A 12,995-nucleotide genomic window follows, 5' to 3' on the forward strand; every position below is an offset into this window, starting at 1 on the left:
GATGACGCACCGCCCCGACCTGATCGACCCCGGCCGGCTCGCCGCCGAGGCGCCCCCCGCCCACCACACCTTCGGCCCGGACGTGCTCGCCGGCATCCGGGAACGGGCGGAGCTGGGCCGCTACCCGATTCGTGGCTGGGGAGCGCGCCGCGCCGTCCCCGACTTCGACGACCTGCTACTGCTGACCGCCAGCGCCTCGCGCTACCCGCTGGAGGGCTACCGGGAACGCTGCGACACGCGGACGGTGTTCGGGGCACGCCGCGCCGCCCGCCCGGTGGTGCTCGACATCCCGATCACCATCGCCGGCATGTCGTTCGGCTCGCTGTCGGCGAACGCGAAGGAGGCGCTCGGCCGGGCCGCGTCGATGGTCGGCACGTCCACGACGACCGGCGACGGCGGGATGACGCCGGAGGAGCGCTCGGCGTCGCGCACCCTCGTCTACCAGTGCCTGCCGTCGCGCTACGGCTTCAACCCGACCGACCTGCGCGCCGCCGACGCGGTGGAGATCGTGCTGGGGCAGGGCGCGAAGCCCGGCGGCGGGGGGATGCTGCTCGGGCAGAAGGTCGGCGCGCGGGTGGCGGGGATGCGCACCCTGCCCGAGGGCGTCGACCAGCGCTCGGCGAGCCGCCACCCCGACTGGACCGGCCCCGACGACCTGAAGATCAAGATCGAGGAGATCCGCGAGGTCACTGACTGGCAGATCCCGGTGTACGTCAAGGTCGGCGCCACCCGGGTCGACCACGACGTGCGCCTGGCCGTCGCCGCCGGGGCGGACGTCGTCGTCGTCGACGGCATGCAGGGCGGCACCGGCGCCACCCAGGACGCGTTCATCGAGCACACCGGCATCCCGACGCTGGCCGCCGTCCGCCTCGCCGGCGACGCGCTGGCCGACCTCGGGCTCACCACCGACGTCGGCCTGATCGTCTCCGGGGGCATCCGCACCGGCGCCGACGTCGCCAAGGCGCTCGCCCTCGGCGCGGACGCCGTCTCCCTCGGCGTCGCACCCCTCGTCGCGCTCGGCTGCAACGCCCCCACCTACCGCCGCCGACCCGTCCCACCTCCGGACTCCGCCCCCACCGGCGCCAGCGACAGCGCATACGTCGAGGTCGACGTGTCCGCGGAGTACGCGGCCCTCGGCACGGCACCCGGCCACTGCGTGCACTGCCACACCGGACGCTGCCCGGTCGGCGTCACCACCCAGGACGACACGCTCGCCGCCCGGCTCGACCCGGTCCTCGGCGCCACCCGGGTGGCCAACTACCTGCGGGCACTGGCGATGGAGACGACGATGCTCGCCCGGGCCTGCGGCAAGAGCGACGTGCACCGGCTCGAACCCGAGGACCTCGTCGCGCTCACCGTCGAGGCGGCCGCCATGGCCCGCGTGCCGCTCGCCGGAACCGACTGGATCCCGGGCCGGTGAGCGGGACCACGACCGCCGAGGTGGTCATCGTCGGCGGCGGCATCGAAGGGGCCGCGACGGCCTGGGCACTGACCTGCCGGGGCGTCTGCGACGTCCTGGTGCTGGAGCGGGCGTCGGTGGGCTCCGGCGGGACGGGCCGCTCCAGCGGCATCGTCCGCTGCCACTACGGGGTGCGCTCGCTCGCGGCGATGGCCTGGTGCGGCGTCCAGCTGTTCACCCACGCCGCGGAGATTCTCGGCGTCGCCGGCGGGGTCGGCTTCGAGCCGGTCGGCTACCTGGTCGGGGTGGGGCCACGGGACGCGGCGGCGCTCGCGGCCAACGTCGCGGCCGCCGCCGAGGTGGGCGTCGACACCCGCCTCGCCGACCCGGAGGAGGTCGCGCAGCTGTGGCCGGAGGCGGAACTCGGTGACTTCGCCGCGTTCGCCTACGAGCCGCGCGGCGGCTACGGCGACGCCTACCGGACCTGCCACGCCTACCTGGCCGCCGCCCGCCGCGGCGGTGTCCGGGTCCGCCAGGGCGCGGCCGTCACCCGCATCGTCACCGCCGGGGACCGGGCCGTCGGGGTGGAACTCGCCGACGGCGGCCAGGTCGCGGCCGGCACGGTGGTGCTCGCGGCCGGCGTCTGGTCGGCGGCGCTGGCCGCCGGGGTCGGCGTCGAGCTGCCGGTGCGGGCGCAGCGCGAACAGATCCTGCTGGTCTCGCCCGGCGCGCCGATCATCGGCCGGCCAGTGCTGTCCGATCTGGTCTCCCTGCAGTACGTGCGCCCGGAACGGTCCGGCGAGCTGCTCGTCGGCAACAGCGATCACAGCCGGCCCCAGTGGGTGGACCCCGACGCGTTCCGCCAGAGCGCCGATCCCGAGTACACCGAGCTGGCCGTCGGCCGCTTCGCCCACCGCTTCCCCGGCCTGCCGGACGTGGCGCTGTCGTCGTCCTACGCGGGCTGCTACGACGTCACCCCCGACTACAACCCGATCATCTCGACGACGTCGGTCGACGGGCTCGTCGTCGCGGCCGGGTTCAGCGGGCACGGCTTCAAGATCTCGGTGGCGGTCGGGGAGCTCGTCGCCGACCTCGTCGTCGACGGGGAGTCGAGCCATCCGCTGATCCCCGCCGCGGACTTCCGGCTGTCCCGCTTCGCGGAGAACGACCCGCTGGTCAGCCCGCACCCCTACGTCGGCGCCGGCCAGATGCGCTAGCCGACCAACCGGACGGGTCGAGAGGACGAGCCGTGCGTCGTCACGGCCCGTCGTGGGAGCCGTAGGCGGTGATGGACAGGAACCGGATCGGCAGCTCGATCAGGCGGACGGGCCCGTGCGGCCCGAGGCCGTCGAACATCAGCGCGTCACCCGGGCGCAGCAGATAGCGGGCCTCCCCATGGCCGTACTCCAGCACGCCCTCGAGCAGGTAGAGGAACTCGGTGCCCTCGTGCTGGAACAGGGGGAACACCTCGGCGGGCTCGCTGAGGGTGACGAGCATCGGCTCCATCCGCCGGTGCCCGCCGCGCAGCGTGCCCAGCAGCTCGTAGAGATGCCCGACCCGGTTGCCGTGGCGCAGGATGCGCGCGCCGTGCCCGGCGGGCACGAACACCGCCTCCCGCTCGTCGTCGACGCCGCGGAACAGCGCCGTGACCGGCACGCCGAGCCCGCCGGCGAGCCGGCTCAGGGTGGACAGACTGCAGGACGTCTGGGCATTCTCGATCTTCGAGAGCATCGCCTTGGACAGCTTCGAGCGGCGCGCGAGCTCCGCCACCGACAGCGCCGCGGCCAGCCGGTACTCGCGGACCCGGGCGGCGATGACCCGTTCGAGGGCCTGCTCGCCCGGCACGCTGGACACCGCTCCAGCGTAGGGCGTGCGGGCGGCGGCCCTGGGCGCCCGTCGGCAGGCTGGCAGATTCTGCAGTCCGACCCGGCCAACTCGGCAGTCCGCGGGAGTCCGCCGGCCCGCCGCGGCCGGCACGCTGAGGGCATATGGAACAGATGATGTTCGCGGCGGCCGTGCGTGCCGTCAACGACACCCTGGCCCGCCGCTCGGCCCACCATGGCGGCCTGCCCTGCCCCGAGGGTGCCCGCGCGGTCCGCGGCGGCGTCCTGGGCTGCTGTGACCTGGGCTGCCTGGACGACGCCATCACCCTGCTGGAACGGGTCCTCTCCCGGCTGGTCGAGGTGGGCCCCGGCACCCGCCCGGGCGCCGGTGGCGCGGTCCCGCACGGCTACCTCACCCGGGTGGTCCGCTCGAGCCTGGGCGATCTGCACCGCGAGCGCCGGCGGGATAGTGGCATGCAGCAGCGGCCCGAGCGCGTTCCCGACGCCGCCTGGGCGCGTCGGGCCCTGCCGGACCCGGCCGACCGCGCGCTGCTGGCGCACCTGATGACGTGGCTGGGCAGCGACGTTCCGGCCGTGCCCGGCACCGGGTGGCCGCTGCGCGCCTGGGCCGAGCGGTACGGCACCACCCCGGCGCGGATGGCCGACCGGATCCGGCGGGTGACCCGGGCCGTCGAAGCTGCCTCGCCCGAGCGGTACCGGCGCTACCTGGCCCGGCCGCTGGCCGACAAGGCGCCCGTGGTGCTGCCGTTCAGCGCCCTGCGCGGCGCGGACGTGCCCGTCGACGGCCCTGGGCGGCCCGTCGCCGGTGAGAGAGTCGGTGCCCGCGCCGCGGCGTCGGGTGGCGGGCGCCGGGAGCCGGCCCGGCCGCTGTGGGCGCCCACGCCGCCGTCCTCCGCGGCGGCGGACCTCTCCGCGGCGGCGGACGGCGCGGGCGCCGACCGGCGGATCGCCGCCTACCGGCTGGCCGCGCTCGCGGCGCAGGCCGCCGGTCTACACGGCACGGGTCAGGCCGGCGTGCACGCGCTGCGCGCCGCGCTGGTCGGCGCGTTCGGGCCGGCGGCGGCCGGCGTCGGCGACACCGACCTCGCCGCCGTGCTGTGCCACGCCGCCGCACCCACCGGACCGCGTTCCGGTGCCGGTCCCGCTGTCGGTGCCGGCGGCGGTGCCTGTGCCGATGCCGATGCCGATGCCGATGGCGATGGCGATAGCAGGGGCGGTGCGGGTGGCGGTGGCGATCAACGCGGGGACGCGGGTGCCGCCGGTGGGCAGGCGTCAGCGGCGCTGGGCGATCTGCTCGTACTGGCGGCCTGACCGTCGGCGACGACGAGGGCGGCGAACGGGTCCTCCCGGCGCGCCTGCTCGGGGACCAGCACGCCCAGCGGGCGATCGCCGGCGAGCAGCCGCAGGGCGTCCATCGCCGCGTCGACGGACGAGTCGAAGTAGGCGTCGAGGAAGCGGGGATCGCCGCCCCCGAGCACCGAGCCGTCCGCGGCGCGCGGGGCCCGGGCGGTCACGTGCAGCAGACGGGAACGCGGCGCGAGCAGCTCGCCCCAGCGGGCCGCGCGGGCGGCGAACTCGGCCGGCGAATTCGCCGACAGGCCCGCGATGGTCTCGACGAGTTCCGGCTCGGGCACGACCACGATGACGAGGACGTCCGGATGCGCCGTTCCGAGCAGGCGGGCACTCGGCGCGGTCGGCGTCGGCGGGTCGGTGAGCACGTGCGCCCAGACCCGCCGGGGCGTCTCGTCGGGGGCGCGCAGCCAGTCCCGCATGATCTCGTCCGCCAGGGCGAAGTCGAGCCGGGCGCCGCCGTGCACCGCCCGCGCGTCGCGCGCGAAGCTGCCCAGGCCCCAGCCGAGCGCCCTGGCCAGCAGCGCCGCCACGGTGTAGGAGCCGGTCCACTGCAGGCCGGTGACCACGATCCCCTGCGCGCCGACCCCGCAGGCGTCGGTCGGCGCGTGGTGGGCGGTCGGCTCGTGCGGCGCGGTGAACCGGTGAACGATCACCGGCGGCAGCGGGCCGGTGGGCAGCCCGCGCACGGACACCGGCGCGACGTCCCAGCTGCCCCCGGTGCGCTCGAACTCCTCGGCGAAGTCCCGTTCGGCGTCCGCCTGCAGGCTGATCGCGTCGACCCGTTCGAGCAGCACGTGGTCGGCGAAGTGGCAGCGGTGGCGCCGGCCTCGCCAGTGCGGCCGCACGGTCACCGCCCACCGGCCCTCGCGCGCCGCCGCCACCGCGAACAGGGCGCCGCCGGTGGCCCGGTCCGCCTGGGCGGCGCGCGCCCGCAGTGCCCGCTCCCGCTCCTGCGCCGCCTCCACCCGGCGCACCAGCCGCCCGATCGACGGGCTGTGCAGTCCGTAGGCGGCGAGCATCTCGCTCTCGTGCGCGCCGACCGCCCGCGCGAGCGCGCCGATCGCGTGCGCCGGCACCGTCGTCTCGTTTCCGAGCCAGCGGCGCAGCTTGTGCGTGCCCCGCAGGTCGAGGACGGCCGCCACCCGTTCGGCGAGCATCGGCAGACTGATCTGCTCCCGGTTGAGCACCGTCTTCATCGCGTCCGCCCAGCGGGCCTGGTGCGGGTCGTCGCCGATCCTGGTCGGCAGGCTGTGCGGCTGGAAGCGACGCCCACGGGGCGTGCCCGGGCGCCCGTCGGCAGCGGCGGCGCGCGTCGCGCCGGACCTCCCAGGCTGCCTCACGCCCGCCTCACGCCCGCTGGATGCATCGCTCCATGGTGACGGATACCACCGGTTTGCCGTCCCACAGCGCCCGGGTACTGACCACAGTGTAGGCAGAGAATCACGCTTTGCGCTGATGGTTGACCGTGATGATGGAGGTGGCGACATGACGCTGTCCATGCACGAGGGCGCCGCGGGATCGGCCCCGCCCGCCCGCTGGGACCCGTTCCGGGAGATCGAGGAGGTGTGGAGCCGGATGGGCAGCCTGCTCGGGGACGTCGCCGGCGGTGCGGGTCGGCCGCTGGGGGTGCTGGCCGGGACGAGCCTGGCGGTCGATGTCGAGGAGACCGACGACGCCTTCATCGTCGAGCTGGAGCTGCCCGGGGTGCGCCGTGACGACCTGTCCATCGATCTGCGTGAGCGCGAGCTGCACGTCGCCGGCGAGGTCCGCGAGCGGGAGCGGACGGGGATCGTGCGCCGCCGATCCCGGCGGACCGGGAGCTTCGAGCACCGCGTCACCCTGCCGGGCGACGTCGACCCGGACCGCGTCGAGGCGACGCTGACCGACGGCGTGCTCACGGTGACGCTGCCGAAGGCGCACCGCAGCCAGCCCCGCCACATCGAGATCGCCACCGGCGCGGCGGCCGGCCCCGGCGGTGGGGCCGACCGGGAGGCGACCGCGGTCGGCGGGGCGACGGATTCCTCCGCTGCGGCGCCGGCCGCGGGACGCACCGGCCCGCGGCCGTCCGGCTACGGCTCGATGACGACGGGCGATGCCGCCCGCGGGGACGCCGGCGACGCCGCCCGCGGGGGCGCCCGGTATGACGCGGGGGACGATGCCGGCTACGGGCCGCGAGGCGACGAGCGCGGCTTCGGGGGGCGCGCGTTGCGCTGATCGACCGGGGGTCGCGGACCGCCGCGTGAGCGGTCGGGTTCCGGACATGTGGCTGAAGGGGCCGGGAATATGGCCCGTGGCCGGGCACACTATGGTGCGTCTGGCGACCTAGGGAGACTGTTCGTGCCTGGCACCCCGCTCCACGTCCGCACCCCGGCCGGGGAGGTGACGCTCACCGGCGACGCCCCTGCCGTCATCGGCCGGGCCCGCTCCGCCGACATCGTCATCAACGACGGCCGGGTGTCCCGCCGGCACCTGGTGCTGCATCCCGCCCCGGTCGGCTGGCGGGTCGAGGACATCAGCGCGAACGGACTGTGGCGCGACGGCCGCCGGGTCGGCGGCCTGGAGGTCGCGGGCGAGCTGCGGCTGCGCCTCGGCGCGGCCGACGGCCCGGAGGTGGTACTGCTGCCGGCCCGCCCGGCGATCCCGCCGACGGCGCCCACCCGTGGCCCGGACTCGGCGCCGATCGACATCGACGGCCTCGCCGCCTACGCCTCGCCGCCGACCGGAGCCTCGCCGGCGAACCCCTCGACCGCGCTGGGCGCCGCCCTGCCGGGGCAGGGGCCGGGTGGTCCCGCGTCCGGCGCGATGGCGCTGGATCCGGCAACGGCGCAGAGCGCGATCGTGCACGCCCGCCGCCGCGTGCACCCGCTGGTACCGGGCCGGATGCGGCTGGGCCGCTCCCGCGACAACGAGATCACCGTGGGTGATCTGCTCGCCTCCCGGCACCACGCCGAGCTGCACATCTCCCTCGGTGGCGTCGAGCTCGTGGACCTGGCGTCCGCGAACGGCACGTTCGTCAACGGTCACCGGGTCGGCCGCGCGCCGGTGATGCAGCGGGACGTCGTCGCGATCGGGCACCATCTGTTCCAGCTCGAGGGCAGCTCGCTCGTCGAGTACGTCGACTCTGGCGACGTCGCCTTCGAGGTGCAGGATCTGTCGGTGATCGCCGGCGCCAAGCAGCTCATGCACGACATCACCTTCCGGCTGCCCGGCCGCTCGCTGCTCGGCGTCGTCGGCCCCAGCGGCGCGGGCAAGTCGACGCTGCTCAACGCGCTCACCGGTTTCCGCCCCGCTGACCGCGGCTCGGTCCGCTACGCCGGGCGGGACCTCTACGGCGAATTCGACGAACTGCGCCGCCGCATCGGCTACGTCCCGCAGGCCGACCCGCTGCACGACCAGCTCACCGTGCGCGAGGCGCTGCTGTACGGCTCGGAGCTGCGCTTCCCCGCCGACACCACGTCGGCCGAGCGGCGCGCCCGGGTCGAGGAGGTCATCCAGCAGCTCGGGCTGTCCGCGCACGCCGACACCCGCGTCTCGCGCCTGTCCGGCGGCCAGAAGAAGCGCACCAGCGTGGCGCTGGAGCTGCTCACCCGCCCGTCGCTGCTCTTCCTCGACGAGCCGACGTCCGGCCTCGACCCGGCCAACGACCAGTCGGTGATGGAGACGCTGCAGGGCCTCGCCAAGGGCGGCGGCGCCGGGTCCACCGACGAGAGCGGCCGCACGGTCATCGTCGTCACCCACAGCGTGCTGTTCCTGGACCTGTGCGACTTCATCCTCGTGCTCGCGCCCGGCGGCCATGTCGCCTACTTCGGGCCGGCCGACGGCGCGCTGCGGTTCTTCGGCAAGCAGGACTTCCGCGAGTTCGCCGCGGTGTTCCGTGAGCTGGAGGCGACCCCGGGCGCGCAGATGGCCGCCCGCTTCCGGGCGTCGGAGTTCTTCGTACCCTCGGCGGTCGTGGCGCCCGCCGTGCGCAGGGCGCCACCGGAGCTGCCCAGCGTCCGCCAGCAACCGGTGCTCGCCCAGCTCGCGACACTGACCAGGCGCTACTGGCGGGTCGTCCTCGCCGACCGCTCCTACCTACGGCTGATCATCGCCTACCCGTTCATTCTCGGCATCGTCCCACGGGTGCTCAAAGCACCGGACGGCCTCGGCGCGCTGGCCCAGACACCGAACGCGGACGCGACGAAGGTCCTCGTCGTGCTCGTGCTGTGCGCGTGCTTCATGGGCATGGCGAACGCCGTCCGCGAGATCGTCAAGGAACGCGCGATCTACCGGCGAGAACGGACGATCGGCCTGTCCCGCACGGCCTACCTCGGCTCGAAGATCATTCTGTTGACGGCGATCACCACCGCGCAGTGCGTGGTGTTCACCCTCATCGCGGTGACCGGCCGCACGCCGCCCGAGGCCGTCGCGATCGGCTCGCCGCTGCTCGAATGCCTGGTCGCGGTGATCGTCGCGGCGCTCGCGTCGATGATGATCGGCCTGTTCGTGTCCACCCTGATCGACAACGCCGACAAGGCGATGCCGATCCTGGTCCTGGTCACCATGGGTCAGCTGGTCTTCTCCGGCGGCCTGACGTCCATGACGGGCAGGATCGGCCTGGAACAGATCAGCTACCTGGCCCCGGCCCGGTGGGGGTTCGCCGCGCTCGCCAGCACCGACGATCTCAACGTCGTCGGCAAGCTCGGCAACAAGGCGCTGCGCAGCGACCCGCCGGACCGGTTCTGGGAACACAGGGCGAGCATCTGGGCGCTCGACATCACGCTCGGGATCGTCATCGGCGTCGTCGCGCTCGCGCTGACCACGCTGATGCTGCGCCGGATCGAACCCAAGGTCACCCGGGTCGCCGCGCCGGCTCCGGCGGGCGGGTCCGGCGGACCCGGCGGTGGCGCCCCGCCGTCCGCCCAGGCCCAGCCGCCTACCGGCCGCCTGCCGCTCCAGCAGGGCTGAGCCGCCCGCCGGCCCGGTCGAGCGGCGCCCGTCACCGTCAACGCTCGGGGTTGCTCCCGGCGCCCGCCAGGCCGCGGCCGGCGAGCAGGTCGACGACCTCCTCGCACCAGAAGGCCAGGCCGCACAGCTGGTAGGTGAGCGGCCCCTCGGCCAGCGCCGGCCGGTTGTGCTCGGCCAGCAGATGCCCGGCGACCTGCACCGCCCAGCTCGCGGCGAACACCGGCAGGCCGACCCGGGGCCGCGCCGCCAACAGCGGCAGCGAGAACGCCACGCCGGGGATGCCCACCAGGTGGGTCAGCCGGATGCCCCGGCTGGTGTGCTGCGAGCGGTAGTACGCCATCTTCGCGGCGAACGGAGCTCCTCGCTCCGGCGGGCCAGCCGCAGGTGCGCGGGTCGCGGCGCTCGGGCCGGGGGCCGGGTGGGTGTCCTCATGTGGCATCTGTCGGCATCCTCTGCTGCGGCCGGTCCGCCCGGGCTGCCCGGTCCTGGGCCGGGTCTGCCCGGTCCCGCGGTGCATGCCCGGTGTGCGGCTCCACGTTGCCAGGTACCCGGTTCGCGGGATATGACCCACGCGTGGACGGGGGGCGCGCGGTTGCGCGGGTGGCATCCGCGGGAGCGCCGCGGGCCGCCGTCGCGCGGCTGCTCGTGGCGCTGACCGCCGCGACGCTGCTGCAGTGGTGCGGGTCGTTCGCCATCGCCCCGCTGCTGCCGCTGTACCTGCGGGACCGGCACGTCTCCGCCGCCGCCGTCGGCGTGGTGATGGCGGCGTTCTTCCTCGGTGCCCTGCTGTCGCAGTACCTGGCGGGCCGGGCCGCCGCGCGCCACGGTCCGCGGCCGGTCCTGCTGGCCGGACTGGCCGGGTACGCGGCGGGCTGCCTGGGGCTGGTCGCGGTCGGCGGGGTGGCGGCGACGGCGGCGATGCGGGTGCTGCAGGGCGCCGGCGCAGGGGCCTTCGAGGTCGCCACGCTGACCGCCGTCGCCGCCACCGTCGCGCCGGGCATGCGGGGCCGGGCGTTCAGCGCCGTGTTCACCGGCCAGCTGCTCGGACTGACGGTCGGCCCGCTGCTCGGCGGGCTCGCCGGCGAGCGGCACATGGACGCGATGTTCCTGACCAGCGGCGCGGCGGCCGTGCTGGCCTCGCTGCCGGTGGTCTGGCTGCTGCCCGCCCGGTCCCCGTCCCACCCGTCACCCGCGGTGACTCAGCTGGATGCCCTGACCCGCGTCGACCGCCCGGCGTTCGGGCGGCGGCACGCGCGTGGCCTCGCCGGGCTGCTGCTCATCGCGGCGTGCGGCGGGTTCGCCACCGGCGTCTACGAGACGTGCTGGAGCCTGCTGATGCGCCGGGAGGGCGAGTCGACGGCGTTCATCGGCGTCACCTTCGCCCTGTTCGGGCTGCCCTATCTCGTGTTCGCCTGGCCCGCCGGCTGGCTTGTCGACCGGCTGGACCGCCGCCGGCTGCTGATGGTGACGATCACGCTGCGGGGCGCGGCCGTCGCGGCCTACCCGTTCCTGCACTCCCGGCCCCTCATCCTGGTGATCGGCTGCCTGGAGGGGATCGTGCTGGCCGTCATCTATCCAGCCAGCCAGGCGCTGCTGGCGCAGGAGAGCGCGCGCACCGGTTCGGTGGGCCGCGGCCAGGGGGTGTTCGCGACGACGCAGACCGCCTGGACCGTGCTCGCCGCCCTGCTCTCCGGGGCGTTGTTCGCCGCCGACCCGCGGCTGCCGTTCGTGCTCGCCGCCGCCGCGCTGCTGGCCACCGTCGCGACCCTGCCGACGCTGTTTCGCCAGGTCGCCGGAGTGGCGCTGGGCGGGTCCGCGGTGCCCGCCGGACGGACCGCGGGCGGTCCGGCGCCGGCGCCCGGGCGGTGGGCGCGGGCACGCCGGAGGCACTCGCCGGACCGTGAATCGGTCATCTGATACCACTGGGAAGCACCATGACGCGGGGTATTGCCCTACTGGTGTGGCCTGGATGTCCGTCGGGTGTGCGTTGGCGATGGCGTGAAGATGGCCGCAATGCCGTCGGCCGGTTGCCCGGGTGTTGCAAAAGCGCAGGTCAGTGGTGTCATTTGGGTGTCGCTACGTTTACGTGAGGGTTATGTTGTCGGGGTGCTCGCAATGCCCGAAACCCGGCGTGGTGCCTCGATAGGCTGGCGCTATGGTGAGCCGACCGGAGTTCGCCGCCGTGGGGGATGGGTATGGAGATCGTCTTCTTGTGCGAGCAGTACCCGCCGATCATCTGGGATGGCGCGGGTGTCTACACGCACGACATCGCTCACGCGTTGGTCGCACTCGGTCACAGGGTTCATATCCTGTGCGCCCAGGGGCGGCATCGGACCGACGAGGATCATGACGGTGTCCAGGTCCACCGGCGGCCGCTGCTGCGCCTTCCGGTCAGTCGTTACCTGGGCCCGCTGGGGCGGTCCGTCCAGGGGGCGAACCATCCGCGCGACTCGTTGATGCTGCGGTTCGTCCTCGCCGTCTCCTACGCGTTCTGGCTGCGCCGCCTCGGGCTTCGGCCCGACGTCATCGAGACGCAGGACGGCGAGACCCGGGGGCTGCGCACCGCGGTGCGCCGCGACGTGCCGCTCGTCATCCATCTGCACACGCCGACGATGATGGACGTCCGGCTGCGTGAGGGCCGGCTGCACGGCCGGGGCGCGCTCGCCGATCGGATCGACCGCTTCTCCGCGCTGCGCGCCGACGCGCGGACCGCACCATCCGAACTGATCGTCACCACGCTGCGTGACTTCGGCTGGCTGAAGAAGAAGACCGACGCGGACGTCATCCCCTACCCGTTCGACCGCTCGCCGTACCTGGAGTCGGTGCCGCCCCAGGGCACGGACCGGACACTGCTCGTCGTCGGTCGGCTGGAGTGGCGCAAGGGCCTCGACGTCCTGCTCGACGCGGCGTCGCGGCTGCGGGAGCGGGGAGTGTCCCCGACCGTGGTCTTCGCCGGTCAGTCGTCGGGGACCATCGACGGCGTCGCGACCGGCACCTGGCTGGAGCGGCGCGCGGTCGAGCTCGGCGTCCCCTGCCGCTTCGCCGGCCACCTCAGCCGGCCCGAGCTGGTCAAGGCCTACGAGGAGGCACGGGTCGTCGTCGTGCCGAGCCGATTCGAGAGCTTCTCCATCGCCGGCCTGGAGGGCATGGCCTCGGGCCGCCCGGTCGTGGCCACCGCCACCACCGGCGTCGCGACCTGGGTGGCGAAGTGGGAGGGCGGCGCGGTCGTGCCGCCGGAGGACGCGCAGGCACTCGCGGACGCGCTCGAGCCCTACCTCACCGACCCGGAGCTCGCCGCCGCCGTCGGCGCCCGCGGCCGGGCGGGGACCGCGGAGCTGGAGCCGCGGCGCATCGCCGAGCTGCGGGTCGCCGTCTACCAGAAGGCCGTCGACCGGCATCGCGCGCGGCGGGCCCGCCGGCCGCTGGCCCGGCACTGATCATCATCCCCGCTC

Annotated in this window: 10 protein-coding genes; 7 read left to right on the forward strand and 3 right to left on the reverse strand. The window is 74.9% G+C overall.

Features of this window, described 5'->3' with window-relative positions; translation table 11 throughout:
- Nucleotide 1: 1 nt before the first annotated feature.
- The gene (locus tag AC6EXY_RS01230; RefSeq protein ID WP_101833115.1) at nucleotides 2-1,420 is read left to right on the forward strand and encodes an FMN-binding glutamate synthase family protein; all 1,419 of its coding nucleotides are present in this window, start codon (nucleotides 2-4) and stop codon (nucleotides 1,418-1,420) included.
- Entirely contained in the window at nucleotides 1,417-2,616 is a 1,200-nt protein-coding gene (locus tag AC6EXY_RS01235) for an NAD(P)/FAD-dependent oxidoreductase (protein WP_101833114.1), read from the forward strand. Before AC6EXY_RS01230 ends, AC6EXY_RS01235 begins: the two co-directional genes overlap by 4 nt.
- Before the next feature lie 40 nt (nucleotides 2,617-2,656).
- Here AC6EXY_RS01235 and AC6EXY_RS01240 read toward each other — a convergent pair whose 3' ends face one another.
- Nucleotides 2,657-3,253, reverse strand: coding sequence for a helix-turn-helix domain-containing protein (locus tag AC6EXY_RS01240; RefSeq protein ID WP_101833113.1), 597 nt, complete (start codon nucleotides 3,251-3,253; stop codon nucleotides 2,657-2,659).
- Between the two features lie 134 nt (nucleotides 3,254-3,387).
- Here AC6EXY_RS01240 and AC6EXY_RS01245 point away from each other — a divergent pair, with 134 nt between their 5' ends.
- Complete coding sequence (locus AC6EXY_RS01245) at nucleotides 3,388-4,554, forward strand: hypothetical protein (RefSeq protein WP_499818091.1); 1,167 nt, start codon at nucleotides 3,388-3,390, stop codon at nucleotides 4,552-4,554.
- Here the strand turns inward: AC6EXY_RS01245 and AC6EXY_RS01250 are convergent.
- A complete protein-coding gene (locus AC6EXY_RS01250) occupies nucleotides 4,479-5,936 on the reverse strand; it encodes a hypothetical protein (protein WP_499818090.1) in 1,458 nt (485 codons plus the stop codon). The genes AC6EXY_RS01245 and AC6EXY_RS01250 overlap by 76 nt on opposite strands.
- Before the next feature lie 145 nt (nucleotides 5,937-6,081).
- On the opposite strand from AC6EXY_RS01250, the gene AC6EXY_RS01255 reads away from it, so the two are divergent.
- Together AC6EXY_RS01255 and AC6EXY_RS01260 are read left to right on the forward strand one after the other, a co-directional pair.
- Nucleotides 6,082-6,810: an Hsp20/alpha crystallin family protein gene (locus AC6EXY_RS01255; RefSeq protein WP_499818089.1), complete on the forward strand. Its 729-nt coding sequence runs from the start codon at nucleotides 6,082-6,084 to the stop codon at nucleotides 6,808-6,810.
- 123 nt (nucleotides 6,811-6,933) lie between these two features.
- On the forward strand, nucleotides 6,934-9,543 hold the full coding sequence (locus tag AC6EXY_RS01260; RefSeq protein ID WP_101833112.1) for an ATP-binding cassette domain-containing protein: 2,610 nt from the start codon (nucleotides 6,934-6,936) through the stop codon (nucleotides 9,541-9,543).
- A 37-nt stretch (nucleotides 9,544-9,580) separates the two neighbouring features.
- Here the strand turns inward: AC6EXY_RS01260 and AC6EXY_RS01265 are convergent, their stop codons facing one another.
- Complete coding sequence (locus AC6EXY_RS01265) at nucleotides 9,581-9,982, reverse strand: DUF962 domain-containing protein (protein WP_101833111.1); 402 nt, start codon at nucleotides 9,980-9,982, stop codon at nucleotides 9,581-9,583.
- A 161-nt stretch (nucleotides 9,983-10,143) separates the two neighbouring features.
- Between AC6EXY_RS01265 and AC6EXY_RS01270 the strand changes: the two genes are divergently transcribed.
- Nucleotides 10,144-11,460, forward strand: a complete 1,317-nt coding sequence (locus tag AC6EXY_RS01270; protein WP_101833110.1) for an MFS transporter — start codon at nucleotides 10,144-10,146, stop codon at nucleotides 11,458-11,460.
- A 278-nt stretch (nucleotides 11,461-11,738) separates the two neighbouring features.
- A complete protein-coding gene (locus tag AC6EXY_RS01275) occupies nucleotides 11,739-12,980 on the forward strand; it encodes a glycosyltransferase family 4 protein (RefSeq protein WP_101833109.1) in 1,242 nt (413 codons plus the stop codon).
- Nucleotides 12,981-12,995 lie beyond the last annotated feature (15 nt).

The sequence above is a fragment of the Frankia sp. RB5 genome (genome assembly GCF_059816245.1).

What these genes read in the sequence shown, in the direction of transcription:
- AC6EXY_RS01265 (WP_101833111.1), bottom strand. Translation starts at nt 9,982, where the DNA reads ATGCCACATGAGGACACCCACCCGGCCCCCGGCCCGAGCGCCGCGACC.
- AC6EXY_RS01230 (WP_101833115.1), top strand. Translation starts at nt 2, where the DNA reads ATGACGCACCGCCCCGACCTGATCGACCCCGGCCGGCTCGCCGCCGAG.
- AC6EXY_RS01275 (WP_101833109.1), top strand. Translation starts at nt 11,739, where the DNA reads ATGGAGATCGTCTTCTTGTGCGAGCAGTACCCGCCGATCATCTGGGAT.
- AC6EXY_RS01255 (WP_499818089.1), top strand. Translation starts at nt 6,082, where the DNA reads ATGACGCTGTCCATGCACGAGGGCGCCGCGGGATCGGCCCCGCCCGCC.
- AC6EXY_RS01245 (WP_499818091.1), top strand. Translation starts at nt 3,388, where the DNA reads ATGGAACAGATGATGTTCGCGGCGGCCGTGCGTGCCGTCAACGACACC.